Below are 21,371 nucleotides of genomic sequence, written 5' to 3'. Positions count from 1 at the left end.
GAACCGTTGGATTATGCCAAGCTATTTGGGGTTGGTGTTATCAGTGAGGGAGAGTGGGTGTGGCTGGGGTGGTGTGAAGGTGATGCCGTTAGTGTATTTAGAGGACCGACCCGGAGTCGGTCCCTCCATGGGCATCAGCTGCAGATGTCGCGACAGGAGAGCGAGCCCGCCGGGCTCGATGCGCACCGGTCTGTGCCCCAGATGACCTGTTTCCAGGTCGACGGCTCAACCATGCGGCTTGCAAGACGATATCGCCCGTTCACTGCACTGTTATCCAAGGCCTATCCACAGCGTTATCCCATGAACTCAGCGCGGCGGCAGCCGGGGTGTGCGGCTCCACCAAATGGCGGAAGCGAAGACGCTTGGTTCTCGGCATGATTGGCCGATGGAAACGGAAGACCTGACAGACGAACAACTGGCGGCCTCAGCGCACGTCTGGCGCCGAAAAGCATTTCATGGTGAGAAGCACGCGAGTTCGGTGGCCCTGCATTTCGAAAGAGAGCTGCAGCGCCGCGCGGGCGTGCCCGAAAACACGCTTGCCGCAGTCGACGCCAAGACAAACGGAACGCGCCGCAAGTCCTGGTGGCGATTCATCTGTTGAATAAAGCCCCGCTTGTCGCGTTGGTCGTCCAATGTCCCAGAGCGCTTAGGCCGTCCTACAGCCGCTGCACAGGGGGCATTCGATCGCCGCTCTCCGGCAAAGCGACCGACCTCACATGCCACGACCGCGCACCCACCACTGCTTCAAACGGCGCAGCAGCGGAACCGGACGCTCTGCTTTCGGAATGCAAGCCAGATGGTTGCCATAGAGCTCGCGCTGGATTGACAGGGCAGACCGGAGAGCACCCAGGTTGTGCGCTGTGTACGACCAAACGCCTTCGACAACAAAATTGCCGGGCCTGCCCGAATCTGGCTGCGGCCGAGCATGAGCTTCCGCGGCACCGATGCTCCTCAGCAGCTCGATTCGAGCGGCGGCGATCATCATGCCGTCTCCGTCCATTTCGATCTCCCTTGTCAACGCGAAGTGCACGTTCTGGATGCTCGGGAAGTGCTCGGCCAGAAACATCGTGACCTCCACCAGCAAGAGCGGACCGAACTTGCGTCGCTCGCTTCCCAAACGGGGCGAAGGTAGAAAGCGGGCGATGCGAACTTCCGACCTGTCGGGGCTGACTTCGACCGGGTCTAGGGAGCCCAGAAAGCGATCCCGATCATGAACGAGCATGGGCTCGCCCAATTCGTAGCCCCGCGAGTCCCCGCCCGCAAGGTGCAGTTTCTCAAAGATCAAGATGAACAGAGTTGGTTTCCGGCCGTTCAGCGGCCGAATATCAGGAGGAGTAGGAGAACACGTTCTTCTCGCGCCAGCCCGCTGTATTTCGGCGATTGATAGTGAGACGTTTGCTCCACATATGTTCAGCAACGTTATAAAACATAAGCACCCAGTGGAGCGCCAAGATCGCCCGAGCTTGGCGCGCGCGGTCTTTCGTCGCAGGTCCCTTCCATCACATGCCAGGTAGATCTGCTTGATCTTGTCGATGGACGCCAATACGAGCTCGTCGGCGACAACGCGGCGGCGCTGGCCTTGTCCGCGGCGCTCGATGCACAAGATCTGTGGGTGCCGGCGATCCGCCCACCGACCGTGCCTGCGGGCACCGCGCGCCTGCGCATCACGCTGAGCGCAGCGCACACGCCGCAGGATGTGGAGGCGCTGGTCGATGGCCTCGCTTGCGCCGCCGGGAGTTTGAGATGAACGGCTGCTTCGTCACCGGCATTGTCGGAGGCATAGGCCAGCAGCGCCAGGCACTGCGCGTGGATCGACGATCCTCGCTCTTGCCCTGGAGCAAGTCTCCTTCGCGCCGCTCCGCCTGGACCAAGTTGACCAGCCGATCGACTGGTCAATGCCTGACGCATTGTTGACTACTAAGAAGCACCAACCCGCGCCCCCTGCTTCATGCCCCGGGGTCGGGCCCGCCCGATGGCGAACTATTGACTGCCAGCGATGGTCCGCATAGACTGCGATCCAGCAGGAGAGCGGGCCGCGGGAAGCGGCTCCACCGAAGGCGCAAACTCCCATAAACGCTCAGGTCGGCTCACGTGATGAGCCTGTACTGCTTCACTGTTAAAGCCGTCTGGAGAGCCATCACGCCATGTGATGCACCGAAGGAGCAAACCCGCTGCGGGCGCAGCGGGTGAATCTCTCAGGTACCGAGGACAGGGGGAGCGGCAACTTGGACGCACGGTCCGGTTGCTTTCTTTTTTCGAGCTTCCGTTCCCTTTGCGTTCGAGCGCTGCAACCTCAAGGGTTCTCGAAATGCGCGTGATCGTTCTCGGCGCCGGCCTGCTCGGCGTGACCTCGGCTTACTACCTCCAGCAACTCGGCCACGAAGTGACCGTGATCGACCGGCAGGCCACACCGGCTGCCGAAACCAGCTTCGCCAACGGCGGCCAGATCTCGGTCAGCCATGCCGAACCCTGGGCCAACCCGAGCGCGCCGCTCAAGGTGCTGCAATGGCTCGGCAAGGAAGATGCACCGCTCCTCTTTCGCATCCGCGCCGACATGCGCCAGTGGCTCTGGGGCCTGCAGTTCCTGCGCGAATGCACGCCGGCGCGCACGCGCCACAACATCGAGCAGATCGTGCGCCTGGGCACCTACAGCCGCGACACGCTGCAGCAGCTGCGCCGCGACACCGGTCTCCGCTACGACCAGCGCACCCAGGGCATCCTGCACTTCTATACGACACAGAAGGAATTCGACGGCGCACTGAAGCCGGCCGAGCAGATGCGCGCACTGGGCTGCGAGCGCCAGGTGATCTCGGCCGACGAGGCGGTGAAGATCGAGCCCGCGCTAGCCCACATCCGGCCCCAGTTGGCCGGCGCCACCTACACGGCCGAAGACGAATCGGGCGATGCCAACCGCTTCGCGCGCGAACTGGTCGCACTGGCCTCTGCGGCCGGCGTGAACTTCCTCATGAGCCACACCGTGACCGCGCTGCGCGAAGCAGGCGGCAGCATCGACCACGTGGAAGCGACAGACAACGAAGGCCGCTTCCAGCGCATCCGCGGCGATGCCTTCGTGCTGGCGATGGGCTCGCTGAGCCCGTTCTACGCCGCACCGCTGGGCATCCGGCTGCCGATCTACCCGGCCAAGGGCTATTCGGTGACCTTGCCGGTGAAGGACGCTTCGAAGGCGCACCAGGTGTCGCTGACCGACGACGAATACAAGCTGGTGTTCTCGCGCTACACCTCGGACAGCGGCGACCGCCTGCGCATCGCCGGCACGGCCGAACTCAACGGCTACGACCGCGACCTGAACCGCGTGCGCTGCGAGGCCATCGTGCGGCGCGTCGAAGAACTGTTCCCCGGCGCCGGCGACACCAGCCGCGCGCAGTTCTGGACCGGCCTGCGGCCGGCGACGCCCAGCAACGTGCCGCTGATCGGCAAAACGAAGCTGCCGAACCTGTTCCTCAACACCGGCCACGGCACGCTGGGCTGGACCCACGCCTGCGGCTCGGGCAAATCGATCGCGCGCATCGTGAGCGGGCTGAGGCCGGAGGTCGATTTCACGTTCACCGGGCTGGAGCATGGGACACAAGGCACCCGGCAGACTGGCTCCTCTGCTCCCTGGATGCCTCTCTGAACCACCCGTCCTGCTGCACATGGCTCAGTTGCCTGACAACCAACGGGGGCGCAGAGCGCCCTGGTCGGCGGTGGCATGAAGCATCGGCTGTGTCGATTTCTGCAACGCGCTGGATCGTTTATTCACCAGTTGATCGTTCGCTCGGGTGCAATGGAAGAAGCCGCTTGGATGCGGCCGCTCGATGTGTGCTCAAAGCCCTGTCGAACCGCCCAACGAAGCACGTGTCGAAAGAAGACCTCTGGCAGGAACTAATACGCCCGTAGCCATGCTCCACACCTCATTGACCGTCGTGGCCAATTGCAGGGGCACGCGTTCGTTGGCGGGGCGTTCAAGCACCCGCGAACGTTCCACCGCCTGCGCACTGGGTCGCGAACGCATATGCATCGGCGGCATCCGAAGGCGGACGTTACCGATGCAGGGCGCCCGGGCCCCGAATCCCTGCACCTGAAGCACATTCCTTTTCGCACGCTGCAAATGTCCAGCCGCTTGCAGATGTTTCGCGAGGTTCATTGGACGCTCCCTGTGAGCTGTTCGACTTCGGGCCGCGACGCGTCAGTCTGCGGCGTCCACGATCCTGCCGGAAACACGGACGGTAGATCTCGAGTTCGCAAGCTGATGCTCAAGTTGAAAGCTGAAGTCCGCTGCTATGGCGCCACGCCATCTCAAGGTGAAAAGTGCCTCGTTCCCGAAGGGCGAGCCGACCGCAAAGTTATGGCGGGTGACCTCCATCAACACGGCCACCTCGGTTCCTTCTCGACGAATGTCGCCTCGGTAGAAATGAATCCCATCGGCACCGACGAAACTTCGCCCTTTGACGACGACCGCGCCACTGCCGAGCGATCGAGTGTCCATGGTGAACTGAATCTGGTAGATCCCCGCCTTCATTCGATCGCCGTTTCGGCTCTCAGCTGCGCGCATCTCCCGAGTGAGAAGGTCAAGTTCCTTTGCCAGCCTGCGCGCCTCCTTACAGGCCGATTTGTCACCCGTCTGCAGCAACGCAAACTGCTTCTGATACTCGTCCGACAAGGCTGTCCACTTGTTGAATATGTCATCCATGCTTCAGAGAGCATACCCAACGAGACATCGTCGCGGGTCGGACGATGGCCACTTGTTGTGTGATTCTCTTAAAAGGACGCAATGATTCATTCATAAGTTCCGCGACGTACCATTAGTCCTGCGTTCACGCTTGAATTAGTCGCCACTCACTCCGGTCTTGCCGATGTCCGGCTGCAGTCCGAAATCGTCGAGTGCTTCAATCAATTTCAACTGCAGGCTTCGCGGTCTGACCGGCGCGAGTTGCGTGCTATGGCAACGGATATGTCGACCGACGTCTGAGCACGCACGAGCAGCTCCCGTGCGACATGAAAACTTTGGACTCCATTACGGCAAGAGTCTATTAAATGCACGCCAACTAACGAAGTCGCTTCGCGAAAAATGCACGCTTGTCTTGTAGGACGGTGCCCAAGAATACGGCCTCCCCGACGCTCGCCACCGTACGATGTCGCCAATGAATAAGAAGAGAAGGACTTGAACCATGAGAATGCGCAGCGAGGAAATGGAGACCGTGCCCCATTGCTTGGATGACTTGCCAGCAGGGCCCAAGTCCGCATCGGATGGCACGATGTTTTCACGCACCGTGGCCAGCTTCTTTCGCAGGAATGGCACCGCGCCTGATTCAGAGTCGATGGCCACCAAGGTTCGGCCATTCGGGCAGACGCCGGAGGTCGACCGGCGTGAGCCGACGGGCGCGCAGCCGAGTCTCTTCAGGCACTGGGATGCCATCAGGACAGAAGGCATCACGGCATCGCAGTTCATCGCGTTCTTGCAGCCTCTCGCCGACCTGGATGGCATCACGGTCTCCTACACCTACAGCGATGAAGACGGCACGGAGCACGTCTACAACCACAGGCGCGGTGAGTTCGGGAGCGTGAATCCGCTTTCCCGGGCGATTCAGGAGAAGAAGCTGTCCAAGGAGAAGGCACTGACCTTCGCGCTGAACGAGGAGGGTCGGGTCTGGATCGAGAGCAACTTCATGGAGCTGAACGAACTGAAGTAGACGTTCGAATCCGAGCGGACCCAGTTTCCAATGAGTTCCAGTATTGGTGCAGACATGAGGTGGCTCGTTGCCACCATGTTCCTGCTGTCCTTGGCCTTGCCCTGCGCGGCAGAGTCAGGTGCGGGGACGACGAGTGCAACAGCTCACATCGGCTTCACGGTGCACGTGCCCCCGGTTTTCAAGGTCCTGCAGACAACGCACCTCGCCGGTGGCCACGAATACCGGGTGTGGGTGAAATGAAGGCCATCGCGATCAACGGCAAGGAATATCGATTCGCCCGCGTCGGCGAGACGACCCTGTTCGTACCTTCCTCCAAGGACGCCTTCATTGTTCACGGGCTATAGGTGCAGCTGAAGTTGCTCCGATCCGGGCCCCCCTGCGATGCGCATTCCATCTCTTCAATTCCCTCGCCTCGGCCTGCGGGCCCGCCTGTCCGTGGGCATGGTCGCGATTGTTCTGCTGACCACGCTGGGCGTCACCACCGCCGCGCTCTACTTCGTGAAGCGCAACATGCAGACGGCCATCGCAAACGAAGAGTTCGAACGAATCTCCTCCATCGCCGAGGCTGTGGATCAAAAGTTCCTGAGTCGGCGCACCTTGCTCAAGACCCTCGGCGACAGCGTGGAGGCGCATCACCTTGCGAACACCGCGCTGCTGCAAGACTTCATCACGCAGCACAAATCCCTGAAGGATGCATTTGCCAACGTCGCCTTCGTCGACGTGAACGGCGATCTGGTGGCCGGCCTCAATGGCCCACTGCGGAACGGCAGGATCAATATCAAGGACCGAGAGTACTTCCTGCAGACGGTCGCCACCAAGGCGGGCGTCATTTCTCAGCCCTACCGCAATCGCCTCAACGGCATGGCGCAGGTCGCCATGACCGAGCCGGTGCTCGACAAGCGTGGTGAAGTGGTCTACGTCATCTCCGGAGCCATCAACCTCAGCGAGCACAACTTTCTTGGCGAACTTGCCAACGTCAAGTTCGGCCAGAGCGGCTACATGTTCATCACGAACACGGATGGCATCGTCATCGATCATCCGGACAAGTCCCGGATTCTCCGGCGTGCGAACGCCGAGGGAGCGCGCAATCCCCCGACGGAGCTCGCCATGGCCGGATTCGAGGGTGCGATCGAAGCCAAGGATCGCACCGGCATGCAGGGGCTCTACGCTTTCAAGCGCATCAGCCAGACCAACTGGGTGCTCGGCTGCATCTACCCGCGAGACGAAGCCTTTGCCCAGGTCGAGGAAATCGAGCGCTACACATGGGCCGGCGCCCTGCTCCTGACCGTGCTGGTGGGAGGCATCGCCTTCGTGGTCATGCGCTCCCAGCTCATGCCCTTGTTACAGCTGCATGAACACATGCAGGTTTCGCGCGCCGTCTCGAACTACGCTCCCTTGGAGCAGGTCGTCCCCAAGGACGAGATCGGCGATCTTTCGCGCACCTTCGATTCGCTCATGCTGGAGCGCCAGGTCGCTCACGAGCGGCTGCGGTCGAGCGAACGGTTTTTGCGCGATGTGACCGACAACCTGCCCGCCGTCGTCGCCTACTTCGATCGCGATCAGCGCTGCCTTTTCGGCAACAAGGCGGGACTCAGCATGCGCGGCAGGACGAAGGCCGACATCGGCACCATGACGATGAAGGAGTCGCTGCCGGAGGCGGTCTACGAGCAACTCGTCCCGCAGGTTGCCAAGGTACTGGCGGGCGCGGCGACGCGCTGCGAAGGCACCTACGATCGCAATGGCAAGGAGGGTTTCTTCGAGTGCCATCTGGTGCCCGACATCCGCGATGGCGGCCAGACGGTCGGCTACTACGTGATGACCTTCGACATCACGCGCCAGAAGGTGGCCGAGCGCGAGCGGGCCGCGGGCGAGGCGCGTATTCGCGCCATCACGGACAATCTTCCGGCCCTGGTGTCGCACGTGGACGCATCCTTGCGCTACACCTTCGTCAACGCGCACGTGCGAGCGCTGCACGACAACGCCGAACTGGTGGGCCGGCTCATGGCCGATGTGCGCGGCATCGAGGACTTCCGGATGGTCGAGCCCCATGTCCGCCGTGCGCTCGCCGGGCAAACAGTGAGCTTTGAGAAAACCGGCTATAGCACGCGCGGGACGAGCCAGAACTGGTACCAGACCCACTACATCCCGGATCGCGATTCGGAAGGCGTCGTGCGGGGCTTCTATGCGATGACCTTCGACGTCACCGAGCGCAAGCGCGCCGAGATCCGCAGCGCGGAGAGCGAGAAACGCTTGCGCGGCCTGACCGACAACGTGCCGGCGCTTCTGACCGAGTTGGACCTCGACGAGCGGGTGGTCTTCTGCAACGGCCGTTACCAGACCTGGCTCGGCATTCCGCCGGCTTCGATGATGAACCGGCCCATTCGGGAGGCCGTTGGCGACGCGCACTACGAAATGCGCAAGCCGCTGCTGGCACGGGCCTTTGCCGGGGAGGAGGTCGCCTTCGAACAGACGGCCAAGCTGCTGATCGGCGAGCGAACCTTGCAGACCATTTACCTGCCTCAGAAGAATGAAGAAGGCGAGGTCGTCGGGTTGTACATCCTGGCGAACGATGTGAGCGACCTGAAGCAAAAGCAGATGCAGCTGGACACCCTCGCGCGTGAAGACGCGCTCACGGGCCTGCCGAACCGCCGGTCCTTCGAAGAGCACGTGCGCGAGGCATTCGCCAGATCCCGGCGGTCCCACCTTCCGGTCTGTCTCATGTTCCTGGACATCGACTACTTCAAGTCAATCAACGATTCGCTGGGCCATGCGGCGGGTGACGCGGTGCTCAAGGAGTTCGGCCGTCGGCTCAAGGAGAGCGTGCGTGAGACGGACATGGCGGCGCGCTACGCCGGCGACGAGTTCGTGGTCCTGCTCGAAGGTGTCACCGATGCCGACGAAGCGCGGTTGGTCGCCGGCAAGGTGATCAGTGCGATGCAGCCGGTATTCCACCTTCCAAGCCGCACCTTGCAGGTGACGACGAGCATCGGCGTCGCGATCTCGGAAGGGGATGAGGACTTTCCCGCGCTGCTGGCATGCGCCGACTCGGCGCTGTACGCGGCCAAGAAAGAGGGAAGGAATCGATTCATGATGGCTGCTTCGAGATCCGAAACCCAGCGCGGCTCTTCGTGGCAGCGTCAAGAATCCATGGCCCGGTGAAATCCGAAAGCATCATCGACGCCGCCATCCCCGTCGTCGGCCCGGAGTTCACGATCGCGTTCCAGCCGTTCGTGGATCTCGAGCTGAGGGAAGTGTTTGCACATGAGGCGCTCGTTCGCGGCGTTCATGGGGAAGGGGCGCTCGAGGTGCTCGGCAAAGTGCAAGCGCGCCATCGCTTTGCCTTCCACCAGGCATGCCGAGTGAAGTCGATCGAAATGGCATCGATGCTCGGCATGCAATCCAGGCTCAGCCTCAACGTCGCCCCCAACGACGTTGCAGGGCCGGCGGAATGCTTTCATACCGCCATTCGCACGGCCGAGCGGGTCCGCTTTCCCGTCGATCGCCTGATGTTCGAACTCACCGAAGGCGAACCTGTCGCCGACCTGCCCGCGCTGGCCGCGACCTCTCGCGCTTTCGAACGCTTCGGATTCACCTCTGCCATCGACGACTTCGGTGCGGCCTATGCAGGCTTCGAACGGCTGGCCGCTTTTCAACCGGATATCGTCAAGATTGACATGAGCTTCATTCGGGACATCCACCTCAGCGCCGTGCGCTTCACGATCGTGAAGGGGTTCGTCGCGATCTGCGACGAGCTTGGGATCCAGGTGATCGCGGAAGGCGTGGAGATCCCGGAGGAGGTCGACGTGCTGCGCCGGCTTGGCGTGAGGCTGTTCCAGGGCTTCCTGTTCGCGCGCCCCGCCATCGCCGTGCTGCCGGCCGTTGCGTGGAATGCGGCCTGATTAGCACGTGGTCGTTCGTTCGCACCTCCAATGGCGACATGTCGCGACTGCACCTGGAGCGCCGTGCTTGCGCGCGAATGCGATTCATGGCCGTTCCATCCGAATGTCTCCGCAGCTGCGGCGAGCGTTTCTGGCGACCCATGTGCGAGCCTCATGCAAGGCGATGATGCGATCCGCACCGATATTGGGTCAGCGAGAAGGGCGGGATGCGGGTGCGGGGTACTTTCCTCCCGAGGCGTATGGGAACAGAATCGCACCCCAGCAATGGCAATTGCGAAATGCGCGGCAAACCCCAAGAGGCATCGACGGCAACGAAGATCGGGCCTCTTGGGCGAAGGCGAATACGCGCAGATGCGGCACACGTCTGTCGCGGCGACCGGTGAGTGGCGTGCGTGCGATGGCCTGTTCTCGCGTGAAAGTCATCAGCAGCGGGCGGGAAGGTTCGATGTCATCAGGAAACGACTCGCCATCAGCGCGAAGCCCACCCCAATATCGCCGGAGCCTACTGCCGCGGCATGCTGATGGAGCCATTCGCGGCCGGCGCCGAGCGTAACGGCAGCGCGACCAGGCCGCGGTATACCGCATTGCCGCTCCAGCGCGGCTGCGCATCGCCCAGTCGCAGCCCGGGCCATCGGCGCAGCAGGCGGCCGAAGACGATCTCGGCCTCCATCAGTGTCAGGCTCGCACCGATGCACACATGCGCGCCGGCGCCGAAGGACAGCAGGCCGCTCCCGCGGCGCGCGACGTCCAGGCGATCGGGTTCCGCGTGGCGCGCCGGATCCCGGTTGGCAGAGGCGATGAGCGCAACGACCAGACGACCATAGCCCGCATCGCGCGGTGCATGAACGACCAATTGCGCATGTCGATATGCGCTCTTCGTCGCTCGGCCGGTTAGATCAGTTGCTCATTCGGATATGGCGATTGGTTCGTTGTCGCGCGCGGTTGACTCTCTTAGAGTGCCGGCTCGATCTCGTCTTCATCCACGACCGGAGGGTTCATGCATGTCCTGAAGAACTGGTGGCGCCGCGGCGCCATCGCCACGCTCGCGTTCGCCGCGCTCGCACCCGCCGCATTCGCGCAGGCGTCCGCCGACGGCAGCGGCGCGCTGGTCTCGACCGAGTGGCTGGAGAAGAACCTGCGTAACGCCAAGCTGCGCGTGATCGAGGTCAGCGTGAATCCGGGTCTCTACGAGAAGGGCCACATTCCCGGCGCCGTCAACTTCTCCTGGCACAACGACCTGAACGATCGCGTCAGGCGTGACATCGTCGGCCAAGCCAGTTTCGAGAAGCTGCTGTCGAGCGCGGGCGTCGCGAGCGACAGCACGGTGGTGCTCTACGGCGACAACAACAACTGGTTCGCCGCCTGGGGCGCCTGGGTGTTCGACCAGTACGGCGTGCAGAACGTGAAGCTGCTCGACGGCGGGCGCAAGAAGTGGGAGGCCGAGAACCGCACGCTCGAGGCGCGCGCGCCCGAGCACGTCGCGACCAACTTCAAGGTGGCGAAGCCCAATCCGCAACTGCGCGCGCGCCTCTCGGATGTGCTCGCGGTGGCCGAGGGCAAGTCGGATGCGAAGCTGGTCGACATCCGCTCGGCGGACGAATACACCGGCAAGATCTTCGCGCCGCCCGGCGCGGCCGAGCTCGCCGTGCGCGCCGGTCACATCCCGGGCGCGGCGAACGTGCCCTGGGTACGCGCGGTCAACGAGGACGGAACGTTCAAGTCCGCGGCCGAGCTGAAGGCGCTCTACGCGAGCGCCGGCATCGACGGCACGCGGCCGGTCATTACCTACTGCCGCATCGGCGAGCGGTCGAGCCACACCTGGTTCGCGCTCACCAAGCTGCTGGGCTACAACGTGCGCAACTACGACGGTTCGTGGACCGAGTATGGCAACGCGGTGGGCGTGCCGGTCAACAACCCGGCCGGGACGATCTGGGCTTCGAAGTAAGTGTCTCCGCGTCGAATCGAAGCGACGTTTTGCGGGCCTTCGTGGCCCGCTTTTTTTGCCGTGCTCGCCGGTGCGGCAGTTCTGTGTGCCATCGCAGCCGTCGGTGCGCTGCCGGGTGGCCGTGCATTGGCCTTCGCGCTGGGACTCGGTGCCGTGCTGGGCGTCGTGCTGCAGCGATCACGCTTCTGCTTCTATTGCCACGCGCGAGACTACTTCGAGCACCGGGATGCGCGCGGCCTGCTCGCGATCGTCGTCGCGCTGGCCGTGGGAACCGTGGGCATGCACATCGTGATGGGCTCCTGGCTCCCGATACCGCAGCCGGGGCGCTTGCCGCCCGATGCGCACATCGGTCCGGTGAGTTGGGCGCTGGTGCTGGCCGGCTTCGCCTTCGGCATCGGGATGGTGGTCTCCGGCTCGTGCATCAGCGCGCACTGGTATCGGCTCGGCGAGGGCTCGCCCACGGCGCCGTTCGCGCTTGCCGGCAGCGCGATGGGCTTCGTGCTGGGCTTCAACAGCTGGAACTGGCTGTACACGACGACCATCGCCACCGCGCCCGTCGTCTGGCTCCCGCACTACCTGGGTTATGCCGGGTCGGCGCTGCTTCAGCTCCTGCTGCTGGCCGTTGTCGCCGCGTTGCTGTGGCGCCGCTTGCCTGCGGCGTCCCCGGCCGCCGAACGGCCTTCGAGCTTCGGGGCCGCATTGCAGCGGCTCGTTCGGGGTCGGTGGGACTACTGGCTCGGCGGGCTCGCCGTCGGCGTCATCGCCACCATGGTGGTGCTGCGCCTGCGGCCGCTCGGCGTCACGGCGGCGCTCGGCAGCGCGGCGCGCGAGTTCGGCAGCGCGCGCGGCTGGGTGCCCGATCGTCTCGAGGGGCTCGACGGTTTCGGCGGCTGTGTCACTGCCTTGGTCCAAAGCCTCTGGCGCACGCCCAACGCGCTTCTGATTGCCGGCCTGGTGGCGGGCGCCTTCGCAGCTGCGCTCGCGAGCGGCCAGTTCGCGCCGCGCTGGCCGCGCGGGCGCGAGGTGGTTCGCGGCCTGGGCGGCGGCCTCTTGCTGGGATGGGGCGCGATGACGGCGCTAGGTTGCACTGTCGGGAATCTGCTCTCGGGAACGATGGCTGGTGCACTTTCGGGCTGGGTGTTCGGGGCCAGCGTGCTCTTCGCGGTGTGGGCGGGCCTGCGACTGCGCTGGGGTGGCTGAGGACGCCGGTGCGACGAAGCGGCATGGGCTGGACTCTGGCCGCGACGAGTTTCGGCTTCGTCGTGGTGCAGCTCGATGTGACCATCGTGAATGTGGCGATGCCGCAGATCGGTGCGAGCCTCGGTGCCGGCGTGACGGGCCTGCAGTGGATCGTGAATGCCTACACGCTGGCATTCGCGGCACTGCTGATGATGGGGGGCTCCTTCGGTGACCGTTTCGGGAGCCGGCGCGTCTTCATCGTCGGGATCGTGTTGTTCGGGCTGGCATCCCTGGCCTGCGCGGTCGCGCCGTCCATCGAGATTCTGATCGCGGCACGCGGTGCGCAGGGCATTGGCGCCGCATTGATCCTTCCTACCTCGCTGTCGCTGCTGTCACATTCCAGTGCTGGCGATTCGGTGGCGAGGGCGCACGCCATCGGCTGGTGGAGCGCCATCGGCGGCGTCGTGAGCGCTGCAGGCCCTGTAGTCGGGGGCGCATTGACGAGCAGCCTTGGCTGGCGCTCGATCTTCTTCGTGAACCTGCCGATCTGCGCGTTGGGCCTGTGGGCCGCGCGCCGCTACGTTGGCGAAACCGTGCGTGTGGTCACCGGGCGGCTGGACATCGGCGGGCAACTTCTGGCCATGTTGGCACTCTTCGTCTTCACGCATTCGGTCATCGAAGCCGGCGCGCGTGGCTGGACCCACTGGACGGTGCTGGCGGGTCTTGCCTTGACCATGGGGGCCATCGCGGCATTCGTGCGCAATGAATCGCGCGTGCCCGCGCCGATGATCCCGCTCGGGCTGTTTCGAAGCAAGGCCTTCTCCGCATCGATCGTCCTGGGGGTGATCATGAACATCACCTTCTATGGATCGATCTTCGTGCTGAGTCTGTATTTCCAGCATGCGAAAGGCTATACGCCGACCGAGACAGGTTTCGCTTTGCTGCCCTTCACCGTGATCATGATTGCCAACCTTGCGAGTGCGCGCCTGGCAAAGCGCTACTCCCCTCGGACGCCGGTGATCGCGGGCTTCCTGCTCTCGGCCCTTGGTTTCGCGCTGCTGCACGGCATCGACGACACCACGCCCTATCTGCGCATCCTGCCGAGCCTGCTTCTGCTGGCCATCGGCGCTGGCATCGGCACGCCGGCCTTGACGTCATCGATCCTCGGCAGCGTGGAGCCGTCGCGCTCGGCCACGGCATCGGCGATCTTCAGCGCGGCCCGCCAGGTCGGCAGTGCCATCGGCGTTGCCCTGTTCGGCGCGCTTGTGGTGGGCCTGCCGGCACAGGTCGCTGCGGGTGCGGGGTTTTCGTTCGACCTGTCGGCGTTTCTCAGGCTCGCGGGTGTGTTGCTCGCCGTGCTGTGCCTGTGAGCTGGGGCGCTTGCGCGTCTCTCGCGCCGCAGCGTCAGATCGCATGCGCCGCCTGCAGCGCGTGACGAACCTCGGCGATCGCCGCCGCCACCCGAGGGTCATCGCGGCTGCGTGCGCGCGGCAGTTCGATCGGAACCTGCGCCGCCGTGCGACCCGGCTCGGCCTCGAGCACGATCACACGGTCGCTCAGGTACACCGCTTCGTCGATGTCGTGCGTGACCAGCAGGACCGTGATGTGGTGCGCCCGTGCGACGTTCAGCAGCAGGTCCTGCAGCTTCAGACGCGTGAAGGCGTCGACCGCCGAGAACGGCTCGTCGAGCAGCAGCAGCCGCGGCTGCACGAACAGGCCGCGCGCGATCGCGACGCGCTGCGCCTGCCCGCCCGACAACTGCTTGGGCAGCCGCGTGCCGAGTCCGGCGAGCCCGACCTCCTGCAGCAGCGCATCGACCCTGGCCGAGTCGATGGCGTGCCCGCCGAGGTCGAAAGCCACATTGCGCGCCACGCTCAGCCAGGGGAACAGGCGCGGCTCCTGGAACACGAAACGGATGTCGCGCGTCGGCCCGGTCACGGCGCGGCCATCGAGGCGGACCTCGCCTTCGTGGTCGCGGTCCAGGCCCGCGACGAGGCGCAGCAGTGTGCTCTTGCCGCAGCCGCTGGCGCCGACCAGCGACACCACTTCGCCGGGGCGCAGCCGCAGATGGACGTCGCGCAGCACCTCGCGCGCGCCGAAGCGTTTGCGGACGATCCGGACGTCGAGCAGCGCGCTCATGCACGCGTGTCCAGCGTGTCTCGCCAGGACAGCCATCGCGCTTCCAGGCGCTGCATGCCGGTGTCGGTGAGCTTGCCCATCACGGCCAGCAGCACGATCGCGGCAAGCACGATGTCGGCGCGGCCGGTCTCGCGGCCATCGGTCAGCAGGTAGCCCAGCCCTCGCGTCGCGGCGATCAGCTCGGCTGCCACCATGAACATCCACGCCAGCGACAGCCCGTTGCGCAGGCCGGTCAGCAGCGCGGGCAGCGCGGCCGGCAGCAGCACGCGCCGCGCCATCGCGAGCGGCGACAGGCCCGCCATCTCGGCCACCTCCACCAGCTTGCGGTCGACATCGCGAAACCCCGAAGCGACCCCCATGTAGACCGGGAAGAAGGCGCCGATCGCGATCAGCACGATCTTGGAGCCTTCGTCGATGCCGAGCCACAGCAGCAGCAGCGGGACCCAGGCGAGCGAAGGAATCGCGCGCAGCGCCTGGAAGCTCGGGTCGAGCAAGGCTTCGGCGCGCCGATCGAGCCCTACCAGCACACCCAGGCCGATGGCCAGCAGCGCGCCGGTCGCGAAGCCGGCGAAGACGCGGACCGTGCTGGCGAGCACGTGCGCGCCCAGGCCGTTGGCGGACAGCTCGACCAGCGTGCGAGCGATCTCGCTCGGCGGCGGCAGCAGGTGTGCCGGCACTGCTCCGAGGCGGACGGCCAGTTCGAGCAGCAGCAGCGATGCTGCCGGCAGCAGGGCGCCCCACCAGCGCGAAGGGCGACGCGGCGCCGCAGGTGCAGGCGGCTCCGACGCCTCCGCGACGGGCGCGGTCGGCACTGCCGGCACCAGCCCGGGAGGGTAGTGCGCGCTCATCCGCTAGCCTTCAAGCGGCGCTGCCCGCCAGCCCGCGGGCGAACTGGGTATCGACAAGATCCGCGATCGCCCTGTTGAGGTCGGTGCCGGGCTTGACGAGTTGCTCTTCCAGCAGGATAGGAGCGGCCGCCTGCAGCGCCTTCACGTGCTCGCTGGAGGGTTGGGGATTGCTGAAGTCGGTGCGCAGCTTGAGCTGCAGCAGCGCGACCTCCAGGCTGACCTTGGCCTCCTCGGCCAGGATCTTCGCCGCCTCGGTGGTGTTGGCCAGGATCCAGCGGCGTGCGCGCTCGTAGGCAGCGATCACGCGCTTCACCTCGGCCGGATGCCGGGCGAGGAATTCCTCCCGCACATTGAGGAAGCCATAGGTGTTGAAGGCCACGTTGCGGTAGATCAGCCGCGAACCGGCATCGAGCTCGCTGGCCGCCATCAGCGGATCCAGCCCTGCCCACGCATCGACGCGGCCTTGCTCGAGCGCCGTTCGGCCGTCGGCATGCTGCAGCGCGACGTGTTCAATGTCGCTGCGCTTGAGCTTGACGGTCTGCAGTGCGCGCAGCAGGAAGAGATATGGATCGGTGCCCTTCGTCGCGGCGACCTTCTTGCCCTTGAGGTCGGCGAGCGAGCGGATCGGCGAATCGCGCCGCACGACCAGCGCGGTCCATTCGGGGCGCGAGAAGATGTAGGGCGCCCGGATCGGGTTGCCGTTGGCCTTGGCCAGCAGCGCGGCGAGCCCGGCGCTCGAGCCGATGTCGATGCTGTTGCCGTTGAGATATTCGAGGGCGCGGTTGCTGCCGGCGCTCAGCACCCACTTGACGCCGATGCCGTCCTGCTTGAACGCCTGCTCGAGCCAGCCGAAGCGCCGCAGCACCAGGCTCGACGGCGAGTAGTAGGCGTGGTCGAGCCGGATTTCCCTGGGACCATCGGCGGCTCGCACCATGGCGGGCAGCGCGAGGCCGGCGGCGCCGGCCGCCGCGCCTTGGAGGATCGATCGACGTTTCATGATTCAGCTTTCTTCGAGGGTTGTCGCGGTGTTGCCCACGCGCTGCAGTGCGAAGGCGAAGGCGCTTCCGTTCTGCCCGCCGCCGATGATGGCGACGTTGTGTTCGACGCCGGGCCGACCGGGCACCCAGTTGTCAGGTGCGGGGCCGGGTAGGCGCAGCGTTTCGCGCGCGAAGCGGTGGGGGTCGACCGGCCTGGCGTGAAGCGGGGGCGGGGAGAGCGTCATTCCTCAGCGCAGCGCGATGCCGGCCGTCCTGATGGCCTGTGCGTATTTGGGACGCTCGGTCTGCAGGCTGGCTGCCAGTTCAGCCGGCGTGCCGCCCGCGATCTTGAAGCCGAGATCTTCGAGCTTCGTACGCACCTCGGCCGACTGGAGCACGGTCCGGATGTCCCGGTTGATCTTCTCCACCACCGCAGGCGGGGTGCCGGCCGGCGCGAAGTAGCCCTGCCAGCTTTCCACCGAGAAACCGGGCAGGCCGGCTTCGGCCATGGTGGGCACGTCGGGCAGCGCGGGGGAACGGTAGGGCGTGGTGACGGCCAGCGCGTGCAGGCGGCCGGCGCGCACGTATTCGGTCACCGCCGCCAGCGTGATCAGCGTCGCGTTCGTGTGGCCGGCCAGCACGTCCACGGTGGCCGGTCCGCCGCCGGGATAGGGGATGTAATTCACCTTCGCGCCGGTTTCCTGCGTGATGATCTCGTGCGCCACATGGGCGATGCCGCCGTTGCCGGGCAGGCCGAGGCTGATGCTTTCCGGCTGGGTCTTGGCGCGCGCCAGGTAGTCGGCGAAGGTCTTGAGTCCGGTGCCCGGGTTCACCACGAGGATCTGCGGATTCACCACCGCCTTGATGATGGGCGTGAAGGCCTTCTGCGCGTCGTAGGGCAGCTCGCGGTAGAGGATGGCGTTGAGCGTCAGGCCTTCGCCCTGCTGCAGCAGGGTGTAGCCGTCGGGCGCCGCTTTCGCCACCTTGGCCGCTCCGATGGTGCCGCTGGCGCCGGTCACGTTCTCGACCACCACCGACTGGCCCCATAGCGCGGCGAGCCGGTCGGCGAGCGTGCGCGTGAGCTTGTCGGCACTGCCGCCGGGCGCCACCGGGACGACGATGCGCACGGGCTTGCTCGGGAAGCTGCCCGCGTCGGGAGCGCCGAAGCTCGTGGGCGCGTGCAGTGCGACCAGCGCCAGAGCGGCTGCCGCAGCCAGCGCGCGAAGAAGGGAGCGTGTGCTCGTCATGGGGTTCGTGGAGTCAGCAAGGATGCGGCCGACTCTAGGCAGCAGAAGCGCGGGCGCGAACGAATTTCCGCGGATATGGATAGTCGATTTGCTTCGTTGGTGCGCGCACTCGCGCGGCGTAGGGTCGCCAGCCTCCACACATTCCGAATCCCCACGCACTCACGATGACTTCGACCGCCCGCGCCGCCCACCCGTTCATCACGTCCCATGGACTGAAGGCCGCGTTGGCCGACGGCGAGGAGATCGCCGTCCTCGACGTGCGCGAGACCGGCGTCTACACGCACCGCCACATCCTCTTCGCCGCATCAGCGCCGCTGTGGCGCCTCGAACTGCTGATCGACCGGCTGGTGCCGCGCCGCGGCACGCGCATCGTGCTGGTGGATGCCGACGAGACGCTGGCCCACCAGGCTGCCGCCAAGCTCGCGCGCCTGGGCTGGAACCAGGTGTCGGTGCTGGCTGGTGGCACGGATGCCTGGGCCGCCGAGGGTTTCGAGATCTTCAGCGGCACCAACGTGCCGAGCAAGGCCTTCGGCGAGATCATCGAGCACCGCAAGCACACGCCCTGGATCGATGCGGACGAGTTGCAAGAGCGCGTCGCGCGCGGCGACAAGCTGGTCGTGGTGGACAGCCGCACGCCCGAGGAGTTCGCGCAGTTCAGCCTGCCTTTCGCGCACAGCCTGCCCGGCGCCGAGCTGGTCTACCGCATCCAGGAAATCGCGCCGGACCCTGAGACCCTGGTGGTGGTCAACTGCGCGGGGCGCACACGCAGCATCGTCGGCGCGCAGACGCTCATCGACGCGGGAATTCCGAACCGCGTGGTCTCGCTGAAGGACGGCACCATGGCCTGGCTGCTGGCGGGCCGTGCGCTGGCGCACGGCCGCAATGCCGCGCTGCCCGAGCCCGGACCGGCCGCGCTTGCCGCCGCGCGCGATCGGGCCGAGGTCGTGGCGCGGCGTGCCGGCGTGCGCCGCATCGATGCAGACGAGCTGGCGCGCTTCGAGGCCGAAGCCGGCGAGCGCTCGCTCTACCGCTTTGACGTTCGCACCGAGCAGGAATATGTGGCCGGCCATCTCGAAGGCTGGCGCTGGGTCCCCGGTGGCCAGCTCGTGCAGGCCACCGACGAATACGTGGCCACGCGCCGTTCGCGCATCGTGCTGGCCGACTGGGACGGCGTGCGCGCCCTCACCACCGCGGCCTGGCTCGCGCAGCTGGGCGGCCACGAGGTGTTCGTCCACGCGCCGCCTGCGCTCGCCCCGCGTGTCACCGGCGCGGAGCCGGTGCGCGTGCTGCCGTCGCGACCGGCCGCGCCCCTGGTGTCGCCGCTGCAAGCTGATGCCTTGCTCAATGCGGGCCGGGCGGTCGCCTTCGACGTCGATCGGCGCGCGGCCTATGAACGGCGCCACGTGGCCGGCGCGCGTTTTGCCGTGCCCGATCGCCTGCAGTCCTTCACCGCCGAGCTGCCGCCCACGCAGACGGTGCTGCTGGTCTCGCCCGACGGCGTGCTGGCCCGCATCGTCGCGGCCGAACTGGCCGCGCGCACACACCGCGACGTGCGCGCCATCGCAGGCGGCACCGGAGCCTGGGCCGCCGCGGGACTGCCCACGGCCAGCGGCGCCGAGGGCGTGCTCACCGGTGACGACGACCATTGGTACAGCCCCTATGCGCATGCGGACCACGCCGCGCGCGATGCGGGCTTCCGCGCCTACCTGGCCTGGGAACTCGGCCTGGTGGCGCAACTGGAACGCGAAGGCGAGGTCGGCATCAGGCTCATACCGGCCGCCTGAAAACATGCACTGGCCGTGGCTTCCCAACCTTCCTGCTCTTCATCTTCGTGAAACTCTGCAAGCTCCTGACCAGCGTCGTGCTGGCGTCCGTCCTCCTGCCGTCGGCGGCGCTTCATGCCGAGACCGTGCGCTGGGCCCGCTCCTCCGATCCGGCCACGCTCGACCCGCACGCGGTCAACCTCAACACCAACGTCACCTTCCTGCACCAGGTCTACGAGCCGCTGGTGCTGCGCACCGCCGACGGCAAGCTCCAGCCGGCGCTGGCGACCTCATGGCAGGTCACGCGCGACCCCACGGTCTGGGAATTCAAGCTGCGCCCCGGCGTCAGGTTCCATGACGGCGCCCCCTTCGGCGCCGACGACGTGGTCTTCTCGATCCAGCGTGCCAAGGCGCCCACCTCGGCCTGGAAAACGCTGCTTGCGCCGGTGGTCGAGGTGCGCAAGGTAGATGCGCTGACGGTGCAGCTGAAGACCTCCGGCCCCAACCTGGTCCTGCCGCACACGCTGACCAATCTTTTCATCGTCAACGCGGCATGGTCGAGGGCCCACCAGGCCGAGCAGCCGCAGGACGTTTCGGGCAAGGACGAGAACTTCGCCACCCGCAACGAGAACGGCACCGGTGCCTACCAGTTGGTGTCGCGCGAGCAGGACACGCGCACCGTTTTCAGGCAGTTTCCCGGTTACTGGGGCAAGGGCCAATTCCCGCTGGAGGTGACGCAGATCGTGTTCCAGCCGATCAAGACGGCGGCAACGCGCGTGGCCGCTCTGCTGTCGGGCGAGGTGGACTTCGTGCAGGACGTGCCGGCGCAGGACGTCGCGCGCCTCAAGGCCGATACGCGGCTGCGCGTCACGGAGGGCCTGGAAAACCGCACCATCTACCTGGGCCTGAACGTCGGCGCCGGCGAGCTGAAGTATTCGGACGTGAAGGGCCGCAACCCGCTGGCCGACGCGCGCGTGCGCGAGGCCTTCCGCCTGGCGATCGACCGCGACACCCTCAGGACCGCGGTGATGCGCGGGCTCTCGGTGCCGGCCGGCATCATCACGCCGCAATTCGTGCACGGCTACGAGAAGGCCTTCGACACCTGGCCCAAGCCCGATGCCGCGCGTGCAAGACAGTTGCTGGCCGAGGCGGGGTACCCGGGCGGTTTCGGCATCACGCTGCACTGCCCGAACAATCGCTATGTCAACGACGAAACGATCTGCACCGCGGTCGCCGGCTTCCTGGCGCGCATCGGCGTCAGGGTCTCGGTCGCCGCGCGGCCGATCGCGCAGCATGCGACCGCCATCAACCAGGCCGACACCGACTTCTATCTCTACGGCTGGGCCGCGCCGACCTTCGACTCGGCCTACGTCTTCGACTACCTGGTGCACACCCGCGGCAGGGATGGACGCGGCTCCGCCAATGCCATCGGCTACAGCAACCCCGACATCGATGCGAAGATCGCCTCGCTCGCCGTTGAGCGCGATCCGGCCAAGCGCGACGCGACCATCCACGCGATCTGGCAGACGGTACAGCAGGAAGGCTTCTACATCGCGCTGCACCACCAGGTGCTCGACTACGCGATGCAGCGCAAGCTCGACATTCCGGTCAGCCCCGAGGACGCGATCCTCTTCAAGAACGTGAAGGTGGGCGACCCCGCGGCGGCGCGCTGAGTCCGGTCGGC

The 21,371-nt window shown here is 65.9% G+C and carries 18 protein-coding genes, 1 pseudogene and 2 riboswitches; of the genes and pseudogenes, 11 read left to right on the top strand and 8 right to left on the bottom strand.

What is annotated here, in order from left to right; all coding sequences use genetic code 11:
- Positions 1 to 385 precede the first annotated feature (385 nt).
- Positions 386 to 601: a hypothetical protein gene (locus tag ACSQ89_RS39040; protein WP_436297506.1), complete on the top strand. Its 216-nt coding sequence runs from the start codon at positions 386 to 388 to the stop codon at positions 599 to 601.
- A gap of 111 nt (positions 602 to 712) precedes the next feature.
- Here the strand turns inward: ACSQ89_RS39040 and ACSQ89_RS39035 are convergent, their stop codons facing one another.
- Positions 713 to 1,285: a hypothetical protein gene (locus tag ACSQ89_RS39035; protein WP_436297505.1), complete on the bottom strand. Its 573-nt coding sequence runs from the start codon at positions 1,283 to 1,285 to the stop codon at positions 713 to 715.
- A gap of 264 nt (positions 1,286 to 1,549) precedes the next feature.
- Between ACSQ89_RS39035 and ACSQ89_RS39030 the strand changes: the two are divergent.
- Positions 1,550 to 1,747: pseudogene (locus ACSQ89_RS39030) on the top strand (8-amino-7-oxononanoate synthase); the annotation flags it as partial.
- Positions 1,748 to 2,011: 264 nt separating this feature from the next.
- Positions 2,012 to 2,104, top strand: a riboswitch (glycine riboswitch).
- 12 nt (positions 2,105 to 2,116) lie between these two features.
- A riboswitch (glycine riboswitch) is annotated at positions 2,117 to 2,222 on the top strand.
- Between the two features lie 86 nt (positions 2,223 to 2,308).
- Complete coding sequence (locus tag ACSQ89_RS39025; RefSeq protein ID WP_436297504.1) at positions 2,309 to 3,634, top strand: D-amino acid dehydrogenase; 1,326 nt, start codon at positions 2,309 to 2,311, stop codon at positions 3,632 to 3,634.
- Between the two features lie 552 nt (positions 3,635 to 4,186).
- On the opposite strand, the gene ACSQ89_RS39020 is transcribed toward ACSQ89_RS39025, so the two are convergent.
- Complete coding sequence (locus ACSQ89_RS39020) at positions 4,187 to 4,690, bottom strand: hypothetical protein (protein WP_436297503.1); 504 nt, start codon at positions 4,688 to 4,690, stop codon at positions 4,187 to 4,189.
- Positions 4,691 to 5,168: 478 nt separating this feature from the next.
- Here ACSQ89_RS39020 and ACSQ89_RS39015 point away from each other — a divergent pair, with 478 nt between their 5' ends.
- From ACSQ89_RS39015 to ACSQ89_RS39005, 3 genes are all read left to right on the top strand, one after another.
- Positions 5,169 to 5,690: a hypothetical protein gene (locus ACSQ89_RS39015; RefSeq protein WP_436297502.1), complete on the top strand. Its 522-nt coding sequence runs from the start codon at positions 5,169 to 5,171 to the stop codon at positions 5,688 to 5,690.
- A 381-nt stretch (positions 5,691 to 6,071) separates the two neighbouring features.
- The gene (locus ACSQ89_RS39010; RefSeq protein WP_436297501.1) at positions 6,072 to 8,849 is read left to right on the top strand and encodes a PAS domain-containing protein; all 2,778 of its coding nucleotides are present in this window, start codon (positions 6,072 to 6,074) and stop codon (positions 8,847 to 8,849) included.
- Positions 8,846 to 9,589, top strand: coding sequence for an EAL domain-containing protein (locus tag ACSQ89_RS39005; protein WP_436297500.1), 744 nt, complete (start codon positions 8,846 to 8,848; stop codon positions 9,587 to 9,589). The genes ACSQ89_RS39010 and ACSQ89_RS39005 overlap by 4 nt, the downstream gene beginning before the upstream one ends.
- 502 nt (positions 9,590 to 10,091) lie before the next feature.
- Here ACSQ89_RS39005 and ACSQ89_RS39000 read toward each other — a convergent pair.
- Complete coding sequence (locus ACSQ89_RS39000; protein ID WP_436297499.1) at positions 10,092 to 10,442, bottom strand: cytochrome P450; 351 nt, start codon at positions 10,440 to 10,442, stop codon at positions 10,092 to 10,094.
- A 144-nt stretch (positions 10,443 to 10,586) separates the two neighbouring features.
- Between ACSQ89_RS39000 and ACSQ89_RS38995 the strand changes: the two genes are divergently transcribed.
- From ACSQ89_RS38995 to ACSQ89_RS38985, 3 genes are read left to right on the top strand one after another with little or no spacing between them, the layout of a single operon-like run.
- Positions 10,587 to 11,534: a sulfurtransferase gene (locus ACSQ89_RS38995; protein WP_436297498.1), complete on the top strand. Its 948-nt coding sequence runs from the start codon at positions 10,587 to 10,589 to the stop codon at positions 11,532 to 11,534.
- Positions 11,535 to 12,734, top strand: a complete 1,200-nt coding sequence (locus ACSQ89_RS38990) for a YeeE/YedE family protein (protein ID WP_436297497.1) — start codon at positions 11,535 to 11,537, stop codon at positions 12,732 to 12,734.
- Between the two features lie 23 nt (positions 12,735 to 12,757).
- Positions 12,758 to 14,083 (top strand): MFS transporter, encoded by a 1,326-nt coding sequence (locus tag ACSQ89_RS38985; RefSeq protein ID WP_436297496.1) that lies wholly within the window; start codon positions 12,758 to 12,760, stop codon positions 14,081 to 14,083.
- Positions 14,084 to 14,117: 34 nt separating this feature from the next.
- On the opposite strand, the gene ACSQ89_RS38980 is transcribed toward ACSQ89_RS38985, so the two are convergent.
- The 5 genes from ACSQ89_RS38980 to ACSQ89_RS38960 are packed head-to-tail and all read right to left on the bottom strand — an operon-like array spanning position 14,118 to position 17,924.
- Positions 14,118 to 14,852 (bottom strand): ABC transporter ATP-binding protein, encoded by a 735-nt coding sequence (locus ACSQ89_RS38980; protein WP_436297495.1) that lies wholly within the window; start codon positions 14,850 to 14,852, stop codon positions 14,118 to 14,120.
- Positions 14,849 to 15,700, bottom strand: coding sequence for an ABC transporter permease (locus ACSQ89_RS38975; RefSeq protein WP_436297494.1), 852 nt, complete (start codon positions 15,698 to 15,700; stop codon positions 14,849 to 14,851). Before ACSQ89_RS38975 ends, ACSQ89_RS38980 begins: the two co-directional genes overlap by 4 nt.
- A gap of 10 nt (positions 15,701 to 15,710) precedes the next feature.
- On the bottom strand, positions 15,711 to 16,697 hold the full coding sequence (locus ACSQ89_RS38970) for an aliphatic sulfonate ABC transporter substrate-binding protein (RefSeq protein WP_436297493.1): 987 nt from the start codon (positions 16,695 to 16,697) through the stop codon (positions 15,711 to 15,713).
- 3 nt (positions 16,698 to 16,700) lie between these two features.
- On the bottom strand, positions 16,701 to 16,922 hold the full coding sequence (locus tag ACSQ89_RS38965; RefSeq protein ID WP_436297492.1) for a hypothetical protein: 222 nt from the start codon (positions 16,920 to 16,922) through the stop codon (positions 16,701 to 16,703).
- Between the two features lie 3 nt (positions 16,923 to 16,925).
- Complete coding sequence (locus tag ACSQ89_RS38960; protein WP_436297491.1) at positions 16,926 to 17,924, bottom strand: tripartite tricarboxylate transporter substrate binding protein; 999 nt, start codon at positions 17,922 to 17,924, stop codon at positions 16,926 to 16,928.
- A 164-nt stretch (positions 17,925 to 18,088) separates the two neighbouring features.
- Between ACSQ89_RS38960 and ACSQ89_RS38955 the strand changes: the two genes are divergently transcribed.
- Complete coding sequence (locus ACSQ89_RS38955) at positions 18,089 to 19,708, top strand: rhodanese-like domain-containing protein (RefSeq protein WP_436297490.1); 1,620 nt, start codon at positions 18,089 to 18,091, stop codon at positions 19,706 to 19,708.
- A 47-nt stretch (positions 19,709 to 19,755) separates the two neighbouring features.
- Complete coding sequence (locus ACSQ89_RS38950) at positions 19,756 to 21,360, top strand: ABC transporter substrate-binding protein (protein ID WP_436297489.1); 1,605 nt, start codon at positions 19,756 to 19,758, stop codon at positions 21,358 to 21,360.
- The last annotated feature ends 11 nt before the right edge of the window (positions 21,361 to 21,371 follow it).

Source organism: Variovorax sp. LjRoot175, from assembly GCF_964253805.1.
Taxonomy (GTDB): Bacteria; Pseudomonadota; Gammaproteobacteria; order Burkholderiales; family Burkholderiaceae_C; genus Variovorax.
The sequence above is the reverse complement of the archived record's forward strand: the minus strand, read 5'-3'. Positions and strand labels throughout refer to the sequence as shown.